Source organism: Marinactinospora rubrisoli, from assembly GCF_042664915.1.
GTDB classification, from domain to species: Bacteria; Actinomycetota; Actinomycetes; order Streptosporangiales; family Streptosporangiaceae; genus Marinitenerispora; species Marinitenerispora rubrisoli.
Genome location: NZ_JBHTBH010000001.1, coordinates 305746 through 320128, shown reverse-complemented (window position 1 = coordinate 320128; position 14383 = coordinate 305746). Strand labels below are relative to the sequence as shown.

Sequence of the window (14383 nt, the reverse complement as noted above, 5' to 3'; positions counted from 1 at the left end):
GTTTTTCGGGCAGGTTTCTCAGCGAACTCTGAGAGAGCGGCCGGTGAACAGTCGCCCCGTGCCGGGGCCGGAGCTCAGCGCGGCATCAGCATCATGGCCAGGTTCTCCGTGGCCGAGGCCCCGGACAGCGACAGCTCGATCACGTTGGTCGCCACGACGTGCGGGGCACGGCGGCGGGCGAACGCGATCACGTGCGGCTGCTGCTGGTGCTCCTCGTAAGCGAGCTGATCACGGTACATGGCGTAGACGATCCGCTGGGACGGCGCGCTGGGGACCGTGTGGCAGGCGAACAGCAGGGTATCCGGCTCATGCCGGCTGACCTCTTCCACCACCTCGTCGGCGCAGTCGTCGAACGCGTCGGCGTGGCCCTCGGCCAGCGTGTAGATGGTGATGATGCCGCACAGCCGCGACGGCTTCGCCGAGACTCCGCCGCCCGGGCCGTAGTCGTCGTAACCGTCCTGGTCCTCGTAGTCGTCGTAGTCGGAACGGCCCGAATCGGCCTTCCGGCGCTTGCGCCGCACGTCATCCTCCTCCGGGTCATGGCGGTCGTCGTAGTCGTCGTCCCAGGCCCGGTCGTCCTCGTCCTGGTCGGCATCGGGTCCCCCGGCACGGCGCCCGCCACGGCGCCGGGAGCGTCGTTCGCGCGGCGGGTCGGCGGCCCGCGACGCCGCCACCCACAGGCAGGCCAGTGCGCCGACCATCACGAGCTGGCCCAGGATCCCGAGCCCGAACCTGCTGACCAGGATCAGCAGCAGCGCCGCAGCGGCGAGCAGCCCCAGCACCACCAGCTCGTGCCGGGACAGCCGCGGACGCTCGCCCATCCGGCGGGCGGCCACCACCGCGCAGGCGACGAGTGCGACCACCACGGCGATGTGCACGATGGCCAGCAGCGTCATGGGGATGACGTCGTAATGGTCGCCGGCGGGCGGGTAGCCGTTGTCGTACCGGCCGCGCAGCCGGTCCAGACTCAGCACGACGAGCGGGACGATCGACAGGGTGGTGGCGACCAGCCGCGCGCCGAACCGTGCCCGCGGCGCACGCATCACGTACTCCACGGCGCCCCAGCCGACGAGCAGCGGGCCGAAGAGCCCGACGCCGATCTGGAAGATCCGGAAGGTGACGCCGGAGAAGTCGAGCAGCGCGCCGGGGAAGGCGGCGCTCAGCGCGATCGCGACACCGATGCCGGACGCCACCCACGCCGCCATGTGGAGCCGCGGGTGGCGGTAATAGCGCGCGGTCAACGCCGCGGTGGCGCTCCAGGCCACCAACGCGACGACGAATGCCAGTCCTACCTCCACCATCCCGCTAATGATGCTGTACTTTCGCCCCAGAACGCGCATCCGGCCGCTAATTGGGGACCTCGCCCTCCGGCGATCTCGCTGCACGTGGCACGATGCGCGATCTTGGTGTGAGTTACCTCACGAGCCATCGTGCCGCTGATCCGGCGCGCATTCGGTGTCGTGGCGGGGACGTAGGCTCGGGACCATGCGGGGCCATCTCCAACGTCGCGACGACGGCCGCGCCGCGCTCACCGGAGAGGCGGCCGCGGCCGTCGCCGAGCGGCGTACCGATTCGGCTGCGGCGCCGGGGGCGTCCGCCGCCTTCTTCGACGTCGACAACACCCTCATGCGCGGCGCGTCGATCTACCACTTCGCCCGCGGCCTCGCGGCCCGGGACCTGTTCACCACGCGCGACCTGGCGCGGTTCGCGTGGGCGCAGCTGGTCTTCCGGGTGACCGGCAGCGAGCAGCCCGACCACATCAACGCGGCGCGGGAGTCGGCGCTCGCGTTCGTCGCCGGGCACAACGTCTCCGAACTCATCGCGTTGTGCGAGGAGATCTACGACGAGACGATGGCCGACCGCATCTGGGAGGGCGCCCGGACGCTGGTGAACCGGCATCTGACGGCGGGCCAGCGCGTCTGGCTGGTCACCGCGACCCCGGTGGAGCTCGCCGACATCATCCGGCGCCGTCTGGGCCTGAGCGGCGCGCTGGGCACCGTGGCCGAGTCGGTCGAGGGCGTCTACACCGGCCGGCTCGTCGGCGACCTGCTGCACGGTCCGGCGAAGGCCGAGGCGGTGCGCGCGCTCGCCGAGCGCGAGGGGCTGAACCTGTCGGCGTGCACCGCCTACAGCGACTCCTACAACGACCTCCCGCTGTTGTCGATCGTCGGCCACCCCAACGCGGTCAACCCCGACGACGACCTGCAGGCGTACGCCGAGACGCACGGCTGGCCGGTGCACGAGTTCCGCCGCCACCGCAGAGCGCTGCGGGTGGGGGTTCCGGCCGCCCTGCTGGGCGCGCTGATGGGCGGCGTCGCGGTGGGCATGGCCCGGCGGCGCCGTCACTGATCCGGTGCGCGGCCGCGCCCGGGCCCACCCCCGGTGGGTGCCGCCGGAGGCGGAGCGGACGTCAGGCCAGCAGTTCCCGGACCAGCGCGGCGCTCCACCACCGCTCGACCCGGTCGGCGGGCCACCCGCGCTCGACGGTGAGGGTGGTGTAGACGTCGACGTTGCACAACGCGGCGTAGACGTCGACGGCGGTGGCCGCGTCCAGGTCCTCCCGCAGCACTCCGGCCGGCCATGACGCGAACACCCGGCGCCGGGTCTCGTCGCCGCGCGCGCGGCCGTCCGGGTAGGCGGTCGCGAGTTCGGGCTCGGTCCGCCCCGCCTCGCGCAGCAGCAGGATGACGTCGCCGGCGCGTTCGAACAGCCGCCGGTCGTACCCGGCCATCGCCGCGAGCTGCCGCGCCGGGTCCGCGCCCGGGGCCTCCAGCTCCGCGAGCATCCGCGGCGCGTCGGCGGAGAGGTCCGCCGCGTCGGCCAGCGCCCGTGCCAGCCCCGCCTTGTTGCGGTACGCCGCGTAGACAGTCGGCACCGAGACCCCCGCCTCGCGTGCCACGTCGCGCACGGTCGTCGCGGCCCAGCCGCGGGAGACGAACAGCCGGCGGGCGGCGTGCGCGATCTCCGCGCGGGTTCGCCGCGCCTGCTCTCCCCGGCGCATTGAGTCGTAGCGGCGCCGGCCGGACTCGGTGGTCACCTGCTCCCCCTTTTCATTTTATGCTAGTTATATTGAATATGACTTGCCTCAACCAACGAGACGTGGCCGCTGTGCGGTTCTCCAGAACCGGCGGCGTCGCGGCCATCGGATTCGCCACCGCGATCGTCCTCGCCAACGTGCTGATGGTCCCGGCCGGACTGCCGCACACGGGCGCGGATCCGGCCGAGGCTGCCGCCTTCTTCGGCTCCCACGGCGGCATCGTCGGTCTCGGGTCCGCGCTCACCCCAGCCGCCTGGGTGCTCGCCACCGTGTTCGGCGCCGCCGCGGTCGGCGCGCTGCGCCCCTCCGAACGCGACCGGGGCGAAGCGTGGTCCTTGGTCGGCTTCGCGGGCCTGCTGCTGCAGAACACCACCTTCGCGGCGGTCGCGGCCGTCCGGCTCGCCCTGACGCAGGAGGCCATGGCGGCCCCGGTGCTCTGGGCGCTGCACGACACGCTGTTCACCCTCAACGGCACCTTCCTGGCGCTGGCGCTGCTCGGTCTGTCGGCCGGCGGGCTGCGCGCGGGTCTGCTCCGGCCGTGGCACGGCGGCCTCGGGCTGCTGTCCGCCCTGCTGCTGTTCGCCTCGGCCACCCTCGCTCCGCTGGTCGTCGAGCACGGCGGCCCCCTCGGGCTGCTCGGTCTCACCGGCTGGCTGATGTGGGTGGTCTGGGTCGTCGGGTACGGCATCGTCCTGCTGCGGCTCCCCACCGCCGCACGGTCCCGGGCGGCGGCGGGCCCGGCCTGACCGGACTACCGGCGGAACGGGTCGCCGCGTTCCACGACCAAGCGGTCGAGGGTGCTCTGGATGGTGCCGCGCACCTCGCCGCTGATGGCCTCGATGGCCGCCGGGTCGTCGGCGGCCTCGTCCGCGAGGTGGGCGGTCGGCAGCGGGACGCCGAACTCGATGATCCACCTGGTCGGCAGGGGGACGAGACCGAGCGGGCCGAGCAGCGGGAAGGCCGGCGTGACCGGAAAGTAGGGCAGCCGGAGCAGCCGCGCGAGGGCCGGCAGATCGCCCACCTTGGGGTAGATCTCCTCGGCGCCCACGATCGAGCACGGCACGATGGGCGCGCGGGTGCGCAGCGCGGTGGCGACGTAGCCGCCCCGCCCGAACCGCTGCAGGCGGTACCGCTCGGCGAACGGCTTGCCGATGCCCTTGAAACCCTCCGGGAACACGCCCACCAGTTCCTCGTTGCGGAGCAGCCGCTCGGCGTCGGCCGGTGCCGCGAGGGTGTGCCCGGCCCGCCGGGCCAGGCCGGAGAGCAGCGGGACGTCGAGGACCAGATCGGCGACCAGCATGCGCAGCCGCCGGCCGGCCGGGTGGTGGTCGCGCAGGGCCACCTGGAGCATGAGGGCGTCGAAGGGCAGCACCCCGGAGTGGTTGGCCACCAGCAGCGCCCGGCCGGTAGCGGGGACGTTGTCGAGCCCGCGCAGCTCGATCTGGAACCAGTGGTCGTAGAAGAGCCGCATGAGGGGCAGCAGGGCGTGGTCGGTGAGCTCGGGATCGAACCCGAACTCGTCCGCCTGGCTTCCGCCCTCCAGCCGGCGCCGGAAGAAGTCCAGAGCGTCGGCCACCCGGTCGGGCGCGGCGGCGCCCGACGGCTCCGCGGTGTCCGCGGGCGTGGAAGGAGGCGGTGCCTGCTCCGGCACCGCTGGTTCGGGCGGGACCCCGGTCAGCGGCCGACCGCCGCCCGGACGCGGTGGGTGACCCTGCCGAAGATGCGCGCCGGCACGGCGGTGGTGTAGCGGCTCTCGGCGACGAAGGCGTCGAACGCCTCCTGCGAGGTGTAGACCGGCGACCAGTCCAGTGCGCGCCGCAGCTTCTCGACATCGAGCACGCGGCCGTAGCAGAGCGCCCGCAGCTGGTGCGGCGAGTAGTCGAGCTTGGCGCGCCGGGCGAGGCTGCCCACCAGGCTCAGGCCGCGCGCCGGGACCGGCATCTCCGGGCGTCCGGCGCGGCGCAGGCACTGGGAGAGCGGCATCGCGCCGGGTGCGGCTACGTTGAAGACACCGCGAACACCCCGATCGAGGGCCATGCGCCGGACGACCTCGACACCGTCGTCCTCGTGGATGAACTGCATCCTGGGGTCGTACCCCATCACGGTGGGCACGATCTTCAGACCGAAGTAGCTGGTCAGCGGGGTCCGCACCGACGGCCCGATGAGGTTGGCGAACCGCAGCACGGCGACGGAGAGGTCGGGCCGCCGCCGTTCCAGGCCGCGCACGTGCCGCTCCACCTCGGCGGCGTCCCTGGCGAACCCGGCCCGGCGGAACCGCGGCATCGGATCCGGCGCGTCCTCCGTGCACGGTTCCGGGTCGTACGGCCGCTCGCCGTAGACCGCGGCCGTGGAGCGGACGACCAGGCGCCGGACCGTGGCGGAGCGCTGGCAGCCCGCCAGCACCTGCATGGCGCCGAGGACGTGGTTCTCCCGCATGGCCTCCGGCAGGTCGGCGTTCGGCGGCGACGCCACCAGACCCATGTGCAGCACCGTGTCGGCGCCGGACTCCTCGATCACCTCGGCGACGCCGGCGTCGCGCGGATCGGCGCGCACGAACCGGGCGCCGCCCAGCCCGGATCGGGGGACGGCGGAGTCGACCCCGATCACTCGCTCGACGCCGGGGGCGGCCTGCAGCGCGGTCAGCACCCGCGCGCCGAGCTGGCGGGACACTCCCGTGACGAGTATGACCCGGCCCGTGCTGCCCTTGCGGCCCATTGGACACGCCTCCCTAAGGCGGATCGGAGGTGGGGCGGGGGAGAAGAAGTGATTCTCCGCGTCGACCACGGACCGGCCGTGATGCTCCGCGGAGAGGCGGACCCGCGTCGCTACTTCTTGTTGCGGCGCGCGATGCGGGTCTTCTTGAGCAGCTTGCGGTGCTTCTTCTTCGCCATCCGCTTGCGGCGCTTCTTGATGACGGAACCCATGGGATCACCTCTCGACGAGCAAAGGAGAAACGACGGCACACGCGTGCTGCGGACGCGGGTGACCGTCGAGGAGTGCGGCGGCGCGTCACCGGACGGGACGCGGCGCGACACCGGGGATACGCGCGCCAGGAGACGCGGCACCCAAGGAGCTAGCCTACCGCCTCGGACAATCGACCGGCGCCGGTGTGGGCACGGGGCGCCGGTCCACGGTCACGCCCCGGGCATCACGGGGCCGGCGGGGTACAGCTCGGCGGCGGGCTCGCTGTAGCCGACGCTGACCAGCCGGTGGTCCTCGAAGGTCAGCGTGGTGACGCTCGCCAGGTTGCAGCGCCGGCGGTCCGGGCGGTGCCAGAGCCGCTGGCCCTCGGCCGCGCGGCGCGCCATCCAGATGGGCAGCTGGTGGCTGACGCAGACGGCCTCGCGGCCCCACGCCTCCTTGCGGACGAGCTTGATGACGTCGACCATGCGGGCCACGATCGCGGTGTACGGCTCACCCCACGACGGCTGGAACGGGTTGTACAGCCGGTGCCAGATCCGCGGGTTGCGGATCGAGCGTGCCGAGAACGCGGTGCCCTGGAAGCTGTTGCCCGCCTCGGTCAGCCGGTCGTCCAGCCGGATCGACAGCCCGAACCGCTCGGCGACCGGTTCGGCGGTCTCCTGGGCCCGCTCCAGCGGCGAGGAGTACAGCGCGGCGACGTCGCGCCCGGAGAGCCAGACGGCGGCCCGCTCGGCCATCTCATGCCCTCGCTCACTCAGGTGGAAGTCGGGCAGCCTCCCGTACAGGATCCCCTGGGGATTGTGCACTTCGCCATGCCGGAGCAGGTGGACGACGGTGGTCGTGGACATCGTGCGGGACCGTTTCCCTTCGGTTCACTTCGCGCTGTCGATGGCGGACTCCGCCGACGGCGGGCTCGCCATCTGCGGCTCTTCAACGTTAGCGACCGCCGTGCGCATCGCCGCCACCACCGCCTGGACGGCCGGCCGCCGCGCGGCCTCGGCGCGCCACACCACGTAGAGATGGCGGACGAGCACCGGCCGGACCGGGACGGTCACCACGGCGGGCGGCAGGATGCCGCGGCCGAGCCGGGGCAGGATGGCGATGCCGAGTCCGGCGGCGACCATGGCGAGCTGGGTGGGGTACTCCGCGACATCGTGCTCGATCCTGGGCTCGACCCCGCTCTGCCGCAGCCGCTGGGTCAGCCAGACCTGGCAGATGTCGCCGGGCGGCGCGCAGATCCACGACTCCTCGGCCAGGGTGGTCAGCTCCACGGAGGACGAGCCGGCCAGCGGGTGCCCCGCCGGCAGCACGACCTCGGCCGGGTCGTCCAGCAACGGAGCCTTCTCCAGGCCGTCGGGGATCGGCAGTGGCGAGCCCTGCCAGTCGTGCACGATGGCGAGGTCGAACTCCCCGCGCTGCACCTGCGGCAGCGCGACCTTGGGATCGGCCTCGAAGAGCCGGGTGGTCAGCTGCGGGTGCCGCTCGGCGACGTCGCCGAGCACCCGGGGCATGATGCCGCGCGCGGCCGTGGGGAACGCCGCGACGCGGAGCCGCCCGACGACGCTGCCGCGCTGCGCCTCCAGATCGGCCTCGGCCTCGGCGACCAGGGCGAGGATGCGCTCGGCGTGCCGCACCAGCAGGTGGGCGGCGTCGGTCAGCCGGACGCCCCGGCCGCTGCGTTCCAGGAGCCGGGAGGCGGTCTCCCGTTCCAGCTTGGCGATCTGCTGGGAGACGGCGGAGGTGGTGATCCCGAGAACGTCGGCGGCGGCGCTCACCGATCCGTACTCGGCGACCGCGTTCAGTGCCCGGAGCCGGTCGAGATCCAACATGGCACGAGTCTAAAGATCCGCTTAATCGAATCCCAGACCACCGTACAGCTCTTCTGCGCGGCGGTCAGGGGGGGCGGACCCGGGTCCGCCCCCCCCCCTGACCGCCCGTGCCGCCGTCAATCCACTGCGGCGGCGGCACGCGCCGCGCGCGGCAGCGCGGAGATCACCCGGTCCAGTGCCGCGTCGTCATGGGCCGCCGAGAAGAACCACGCCTCGAACGCCGCCGCCGGGAGGTACACGCCCTGGTCCAGCATGGCGTGGAAGAACGCCGCGAACCGGGCGGTGTTCTGCGCGCGGGCGCCGTCGAAGTCGGTCACCTCGGCGTCGGTGAAGAACACCGTGAACAGGCTGCCACCGCGCTGCACCCGGTGCGGGACGCCCGCGGCGGTCAGCTCGGCGGCGACCGCGTCGGCGACCAGCCCGGCGGCGCGGTCGATGTGCGCGTAGACCTCGGGGGTCGCGTTGCGCAAGGTGGCCAGCCCCGCCGCGGTGGCCAGCGGATTGCCCGAGAGCGTGCCGGCCTGGTAGACGGGCCCGGCCGGGGCGAGCTGGTCCATGAGGTCGGCCCGGCCGCCGAACGCCGCCGCCGGCAGCCCGCCGCCCATCACCTTGCCGAAGGTCATGAGGTCGGGCTCCACTCCCTCAAGCCCGAACCAGCCGGACGGGCTGACCCGGAACCCGGTCAGCACCTCGTCCAGCACCAGCAGCGCGCCGTGCCGGGCGGTGATCTCGCGCAGCCGGGCGTTGAAGTCGTTCTTGGGGGGCACCACGCCCATGTTCGCCGGGCACGCCTCGGCGATGACGCAGGCGATCTCCGCCCCGGCCTCCGCGAACACCCGCTCGACGGCGGCGATGTCGTTGTACGGCAGCACGATGGTGTCGGCGGCGCTGGCGCCGGTGACGCCGGGCGAGTCGGGGAGGCCGAACGTCGCCACGCCGGACCCGGCGGCGGCCAGCAGCGCGTCGACGTGCCCGTGGTAGTTTCCGGCGAACTTCACCACCTTGCCGCGGCCGGTCGCGCCGCGGGCCAGCCGGATCGCCGACATGGTCGCCTCCGTTCCGGAATTGACCAGCCGGACCTTTCGCACGGGGGTGCGGGCCACGATCTCCTCGGCCAGCTCCACCTCCCCGGGGGTGGGCGCGCCGTAGGAGGTGCCCGCGCCGGCGGCCTCGGCCAGCGCCTCGACCACGGCGGGGTGCGCGTGCCCGAGGATCAGCGGTCCCCACGAGCAGACGAGGTCGACGTAGCCGTTGCCGTCGACGTCGGTGAGGTAGGCCCCCTTGCCGGACACCATGAACGGCGGCGTCCCTCCCACCGCGCCGAACGCCCGGACCGGAGAGTTCACCCCGCCGGGCACGACGGCGCCGGCACGCTCGAACAGCTGCTGCGAAATCTGATGAGTACCCACGCGACCAGTCTGGCAGCCGCGCCGGCGACCCGGTGCCCGGCCCGGGCGTGCCCGCGGCCGGTGGCTAGGTTGGGTCCGCACACCACAGAGCGGCCCCGGTCACGGAGGAGCCATGCAGGAGGAGCACGAAGGTCCGGCCCGAGCGGCCGCGGAGCGGGAAGAGATCCGAGCGGCCGCGGAGCGGGAAGAGATCCGAGCGGCGGCAGAGCGGGAAGAGATCCGAGCGGCCGCGGAGCGGGGATCGGCCCGAGCGGCGGCAGAGCGGGAAGAGATCCGAGCGGCCGCGGAGCGGGGTTTCGCCACCGCCGATCTCGTCGACGCCCACGGCGACGCGCTGACCAGTTGCGAGACCCAGTTCCGGCGGTACGGCGGGCGTTCCCGGTTCCACGGGCCGATCGCGACGATCCGCTGCCATGAGGACAACGCGCTGGTGAAGGAGGTGCTCAACACCCCGGGCGACGGCCGGGTGCTGGTGGTGGACGGCGGCGGCTCGCTGCGCACGGCGCTGATGGGCGACCTGATCGCCGCGGCGGCGGTCCGGAACGGGTGGGCGGGCGTGGTGATCCACGGCGCGGTCCGCGACGTCGCCGCGCTGGCCGGTCTCGACCTCGGTGTCAAGGCGCTGGGGTCCAACCCGCGCAAGTCCGCCAAGACCGGCGCGGGCGTGCGGGATGTGCCGGTGGTCTTCGGGAACACGGTGTTCACTCCGGGCGCCTGGCTGTACGGCGACGAGGACGGGATCGTCGTCAGCGACCGGCCGCTGGGGCCGGCCTGATGGGCGTCCGGCGAACGTCGGCTCCTCGACGAAGTAGTGCTCCCGGTGGTCGGCCCCGCACTCCGGCGTGGGGCGGTACTCGTCGCCGCCAGGCGGGAGGCGGCCTGGATCGTGGACGGGGGCATGTCGGCGGCGATCACGAGCGTTCGGCGACCGCTTGACGGGGGCACCGTTCAGCCGGCCGTGCCGGGACACGGCGCTGAGCGCGCGGATCGGCCGGGCGAAGGCGGGACGCGGTCGTCCGGACGGACGTGCGGCGCGGTGCGAACGGCGTACCGGCTCATCGTCACGCACCGATCGTCGGCGCCCTTCACCATGCCCACAGCCGGTTCGGCGAACACCGATCAGCGATCCAGTGTCCTGAGTCGTTGATTCGACGGTGATCAGGACGCGATGCCCGCATGGCACAGCCCGGCCTCGTGAGACGGCCATTGATGATCAGTGACAACGACCGTTGCGCACGTGAGCGGATCGCCCGACGACGGATATCGGCGCGGTTCATGGCGCGGTGCGCGCGAATCGTCCCGCGCTGCCGCGATGGCGGATCCGATGCGCGGGCCGCCCGGGGACCGGGTATCCGGCCGCGGACGGTGCGCACATGGCGCGACCGCTATATCGACGGCGGCTTGGACTCCCTCTCCGGCGAGGAACGGCCGGGCCGGCCCCGCGACCCGGAACACTAGCGGGCCCGCGGCGCGAACTCCTCGCAGGCGTCGGCGAGGATGTCGAGCACCACGATGGGGTCCGGGAGGCCGACCGTGCGTGCGCCGTCTCTGGGCCCGCGGATCCATGCCGCCTGGTTGCCGGACGGCAGCAGGGACGGCGGCGCGAGGACGTAGCTGTCCCGGCAGTGCCAGCGCAGCCCCGGGGTCTCGTCGATGGTCTCGGGGACGCAGTCCAGGCGGCAGGACCACCACTCGTCCTCGTCCTCCGGTGCGCCGCGGGTGGCCACGAAGAACAGGTAGCGCTCCGCGTCGAGCACGGCGACCGGGCCCGCCGAGACGCCCGACCGCCCCATGCGCGCCAGGGCCATGACGCCCGCGCCGGCCGGTACGTCGAACACGTCGAACACCCGGCCGGTGGGCAGGATGATGTTCGCCTCGGGGCTGGCCGTCCACCAGCGCGCCACGGTGTCGGGGTCGGTCGTGGCCTCCAGCCCCCACGCGGCCGACAACGGATGTGCTCCGGGGGCCGGACAGCCCAGCCGGTCGCACAGGCACGCCCGGGGACCGTACCGGTCCGGCCGGGCGCCCCGGCAGACCGGCCAGCCCAGCGCGGCGTAGTCCAGCGCGGCGTCGAGCATGCCGCTGGGAGCCTGCCGGCGGCGTTTCCGCCTGCTCAGCACGTCGGCCATGGTCGCCCTCCAGTCGGGATCGGTGGTCAGCGGTCGGTCTGTGGTCCGCGCCCGTCCCGACCTTCGGCCCGAGGCCCGACCGGGAAGCGCTCTTCCCGGCTACCGCAGCAGCCGTGCGGCCTCGGCGGCCCAGTAGGTGAGGATCTGCTGGGCCCCTGCCCGGCGGAAGGAGGTGAGGGTCTCCAGGATCGCGCGCTCCCGGTCCAGCCAGCCGTTACGCGCCGCCGCCTCGACCATGGCGTACTCGCCGCTGACCTGGTAGGCCGACACCGGCACCCGGACCATCTCGGCGACCTTGGCGACCACGTCGAGATAGGCCAGCCCGGGTTTCACCATGATCATGTCGGCGCCCTCGGAGATGTCGAGCTCCACCTCGCGCAGCGCCTCCCGCACGTTCGCCGGGTCCTGCTGGTAGCCGGTCCGGTCGCCGAACTTCGGCGCTCCCTCGGCGGCGTCCCGGAACGGCCCGTAGAAGGCGGAGGCGTACTTCGCGGCGTAGGCGAGGATCGGGATCTCGGTGTAGCCGGCCTCGTCCAGCCCGGCGCGGATCGCCGCCACCTGGCCGTCCATCATCCCGCTGGGCGCGACCACGTGGACACCGGCCGCGGCCTGGGCCACGGCGATGGACGCGTAACGCTCCAGGGTGGCGTCGTTGTCGACCGTGCCGCTGGGCGTGAGCAGGCCGCAGTGCCCGTGCGAGGTGAACTCGTCCAGGCACAGGTCGGCCATGAGGACGATGTCGTCACCGAGGTCGCCGCTCAGGTCCCGCAGCGCCTGCTGCACGATACCGGCCGGGTCGTCGGCCGCGGAGCCCCGCTCGTCCTTGAACTCCGGGATGCCGAACAGCATCAGCGCGCCGACGCCCACCTCGGCCGCCTCGTGCGCCGCCTTGCGCAGGCTCTCGCGGGTGTGCTGCACCACGCCGGGCATGGAGGCGACCGGCCGGGGGGCGTCGATGCCCTCCTTGACGAACATCGGCAGGATGAGATCCTCCGGACGGACCCGGGTCTCGGCCACCAGCCGTCGCAGAGCCGGCGTGCGACGCAGCCGGCGCGGGCGGGCCACGGGGAATCGCGCGGTCATGGCGGGTTCACTCCCTGCTCGGACGGCCCGGCCGTGTGCGGCGGCCGGACCGGATCGGTGCGGCGAATCGGCGCGGCGTCCCGGTCCGGTCGCCGCACCGGGGTGCGGTGTGCTCCGGCCGGGTCCGCCGGTCGGGTTCTGACGAGGGCGCGCGCCCTCCTCCTGCTCCTGGTTCCGTACCCGCGATCGCCGTCGGCGTTCACGGGCGCTCGTCCCGGTGCTGCGGCAGTGCCCGTGTCCGTCGCCGGTCCATCCGCCGCGGCGACCGGTCAGAGGGTCTTGCGGCGCCGACCGCGGCGCTTCTGGCTCGGCCGCAGGACGGGCTTGCCCGCCTCGATGGCGGCGGCCCGCTGAGCGGCACCGTACTCCGAAAGCGCCGCCGCGAGGGCGGAAACCGAGGTTTTCGGGGCGACGACGTCGACGCGCAGCCCGAACTCCTCGGCGGTCTTGGCGGTCTCCGGCCCGATCACCGCGATCACAGTGGTGTTGTGCGGCTTGCCGGCGATCCCGACGAGGTTGCGGACCGTGGACGAGGACGTGAAGAGCACGGCGTCGAAGCCGCCGCCCTTGATGGCCTCGCGAATGGGGGCCGGCGGCGGCGCGGCCCGCACGGTGCGGTAGGCCGTGACGTCGTCCACCTCCCACCCCAGGTCGGCCAGCCCGGCGGCGAGCGTCTCGGTGGCGATGTCGGCGCGCGGCAGCAGCACGCGCTCGATCGGGTCCAGTTCCGCGTCGTAGGGCGGCCAGACCTCGACCAGCCCGGCGCCGGACTGCCGCTCGACCGGCGGGGTGAGATCCGGCTGGATCCCGAACTCGCGCAGCGCGGCGGCGGTCTGCTCGCCCACGGCGGCGACCTTCACCCCGGCGAACGCGCGGGCGTCCAGCCCGTACTCCTCGAACCGCTCGCGGATGGCCTTGACCGCGTTCACCGACGTGAACGCCACCCACTGGTAGCGGCCGGTGACGAGGCCGCGCACCGCGCGTTCCATCTGCTGCGGCGTGCGCGGCGGCTCCACCGAGATGGTCGGCACCTCCTCGGGCACCGCGCCGTACCCGCGCAGTTGTTCCGAGAGGCTGGCGGCCTGCTCCTTGGTGCGCGGCACCAGCACCCGCCAGCCGAACAGCGGCCGGGTCTCGAACCAGGAGAGCCGCGGCTGCTCGCGCACCCCCTCACCGACGATGAGCAGCGCCGGAGTGGTGACGTTGTTGCCCTTGGCGTCGGCGGCCTTGAGGTCCGCGGTGAGCCGGGCCAGCGTGGAGACGACCGTCGTCTGCTCGGTGGTGCTGCCCATGCGGGTGACCGCGACGGGCGTGTCGTCCGGCCGGCCACCGGCGATCAGCGACTTGCAGACCCGGTCGAAGCCGTGCCGCGGGTCTCCCTCACCGGCGAGGTCGGGGAACATGACGGCCAGCGTCGCGTCGCCCTCGGCGAGCCGGTCCCAGTCGGGCTCGGGGTCCCGGGCGTTGACCACGCGCAGCTCGCCGATCCCCGGGGGCAGCAGCGGCACCCCGGCGTAGGCGGGGACCGCGGAGATCGACGACAGGCCGGGGACGATCTCGAACTCGACACCGGCCGCGCGGCAGGCGTCGGCCAGGTGCGCGCCGCGGCAGCCCAGCAGCGGGTCGCCGCTGTACATCCGCACCACGCGGTTGCCGTCGCGGGCGTAGGCGAGCACCACGGTGTCGACGTCCTCGCCGCACTCGGCGGGGTCGACCACCGTGACGCCGGGCCGGCAGTGCCGCAGCAGCCCGGCGCGGTGCTTGGCGAGTTCCGGTCCGGGCTCGCGGACGGTGAAGACCACGTCGGCCTTGGCGAGCAGCGCGGCGCCCCGCAGCGTCAGAAGCTCCGCGTCGCCCGGTCCGGCCCCCAGCAGGGTCACGTGACCGGCGCGCGCGGTCGGGGTGTCAGGCCGCGGCTCGCGGTTCTCACTCTGCGGGTTCACGTACTCTCGCTCCTCTTCCTGCCGGCGTCCC

At 73.5% G+C, this 14383-nt stretch carries 15 protein-coding genes; 4 read left to right on the top strand and 11 right to left on the bottom strand.

The features are described from left to right. Positions 1-74 precede the first annotated feature (74 nt). Entirely contained in the window at positions 75-1301 is a 1227-nt protein-coding gene (locus ACFQRF_RS01485) for a putative quinol monooxygenase (RefSeq protein WP_379868164.1), read from the bottom strand. A 184-nt stretch (positions 1302-1485) separates the two neighbouring features. Between ACFQRF_RS01485 and ACFQRF_RS01480 the strand changes: the two genes are divergently transcribed. Continuing rightward, positions 1486-2349, top strand: coding sequence for an HAD family hydrolase (locus ACFQRF_RS01480; RefSeq protein WP_379868163.1), 864 nt, complete (start codon positions 1486-1488; stop codon positions 2347-2349). A 61-nt stretch (positions 2350-2410) separates the two neighbouring features. Here the strand turns inward: ACFQRF_RS01480 and ACFQRF_RS01475 are convergent, their stop codons facing one another. Further along, positions 2411-3037: a TetR/AcrR family transcriptional regulator gene (locus tag ACFQRF_RS01475; RefSeq protein ID WP_379868162.1), complete on the bottom strand. Its 627-nt coding sequence runs from the start codon at positions 3035-3037 to the stop codon at positions 2411-2413. Between the two features lie 71 nt (positions 3038-3108). Between ACFQRF_RS01475 and ACFQRF_RS01470 the strand changes: the two genes are divergently transcribed. Next, positions 3109-3783 (top strand): hypothetical protein, encoded by a 675-nt coding sequence (locus tag ACFQRF_RS01470; RefSeq protein ID WP_379868161.1) that lies wholly within the window; start codon positions 3109-3111, stop codon positions 3781-3783. A 5-nt stretch (positions 3784-3788) separates the two neighbouring features. Here the strand turns inward: ACFQRF_RS01470 and ACFQRF_RS01465 are convergent, their stop codons facing one another. From ACFQRF_RS01465 to hemL, 6 genes are all read right to left on the bottom strand, one after another. Beyond that, positions 3789-4688, bottom strand: coding sequence for a lysophospholipid acyltransferase family protein (locus ACFQRF_RS01465; protein ID WP_379868160.1), 900 nt, complete (start codon positions 4686-4688; stop codon positions 3789-3791). 23 nt (positions 4689-4711) lie between these two features. Then, on the bottom strand, positions 4712-5752 hold the full coding sequence (locus ACFQRF_RS01460; RefSeq protein WP_379868159.1) for an NAD-dependent epimerase/dehydratase family protein: 1041 nt from the start codon (positions 5750-5752) through the stop codon (positions 4712-4714). A 110-nt stretch (positions 5753-5862) separates the two neighbouring features. Further along, positions 5863-5961, bottom strand: a complete 99-nt coding sequence (locus ACFQRF_RS01455) for a 30S ribosomal protein bS22 (RefSeq protein ID WP_078760640.1) — start codon at positions 5959-5961, stop codon at positions 5863-5865. 210 nt (positions 5962-6171) lie between these two features. Next, positions 6172-6807 carry a histidine phosphatase family protein gene (locus tag ACFQRF_RS01450; RefSeq protein ID WP_379868158.1) on the bottom strand — a complete coding sequence of 212 codons (636 nt, stop codon included), beginning with the start codon at positions 6805-6807 and terminating at the stop codon, positions 6172-6174. A gap of 24 nt (positions 6808-6831) precedes the next feature. Next, positions 6832-7788, bottom strand: a complete 957-nt coding sequence (locus tag ACFQRF_RS01445; RefSeq protein WP_379868157.1) for a LysR family transcriptional regulator — start codon at positions 7786-7788, stop codon at positions 6832-6834. A gap of 116 nt (positions 7789-7904) precedes the next feature. Beyond that, entirely contained in the window at positions 7905-9197 is a 1293-nt protein-coding gene (gene hemL / locus ACFQRF_RS01440) for a glutamate-1-semialdehyde 2,1-aminomutase (RefSeq protein WP_379868156.1), read from the bottom strand. A gap of 271 nt (positions 9198-9468) precedes the next feature. On the opposite strand from hemL, the gene rraA reads away from it, so the two are divergent. Continuing rightward, positions 9469-9972, top strand: coding sequence for a ribonuclease E activity regulator RraA (gene rraA / locus ACFQRF_RS01435; protein WP_379868992.1), 504 nt, complete (start codon positions 9469-9471; stop codon positions 9970-9972). A gap of 401 nt (positions 9973-10373) precedes the next feature. Continuing rightward, positions 10374-10655, top strand: a complete 282-nt coding sequence (locus tag ACFQRF_RS01430; RefSeq protein ID WP_379868155.1) for a helix-turn-helix domain-containing protein — start codon at positions 10374-10376, stop codon at positions 10653-10655. Here the strand turns inward: ACFQRF_RS01430 and ACFQRF_RS01425 are convergent. The 3 genes from ACFQRF_RS01425 to ACFQRF_RS01415 form a co-directional block, all read right to left on the bottom strand. Further along, positions 10652-11326, bottom strand: a complete 675-nt coding sequence (locus tag ACFQRF_RS01425) for a bifunctional DNA primase/polymerase (RefSeq protein WP_379868154.1) — start codon at positions 11324-11326, stop codon at positions 10652-10654. The two genes, ACFQRF_RS01430 and ACFQRF_RS01425, sit on opposite strands and share 4 nt — an antisense overlap. Positions 11327-11425: 99 nt before the next feature. Beyond that, complete coding sequence (gene hemB / locus ACFQRF_RS01420; RefSeq protein WP_379868153.1) at positions 11426-12409, bottom strand: porphobilinogen synthase; 984 nt, start codon at positions 12407-12409, stop codon at positions 11426-11428. Positions 12410-12678: 269 nt separating this feature from the next. Next, on the bottom strand, positions 12679-14352 hold the full coding sequence (locus ACFQRF_RS01415; RefSeq protein ID WP_379868152.1) for a bifunctional uroporphyrinogen-III C-methyltransferase/uroporphyrinogen-III synthase: 1674 nt from the start codon (positions 14350-14352) through the stop codon (positions 12679-12681). Positions 14353-14383 lie beyond the last annotated feature (31 nt).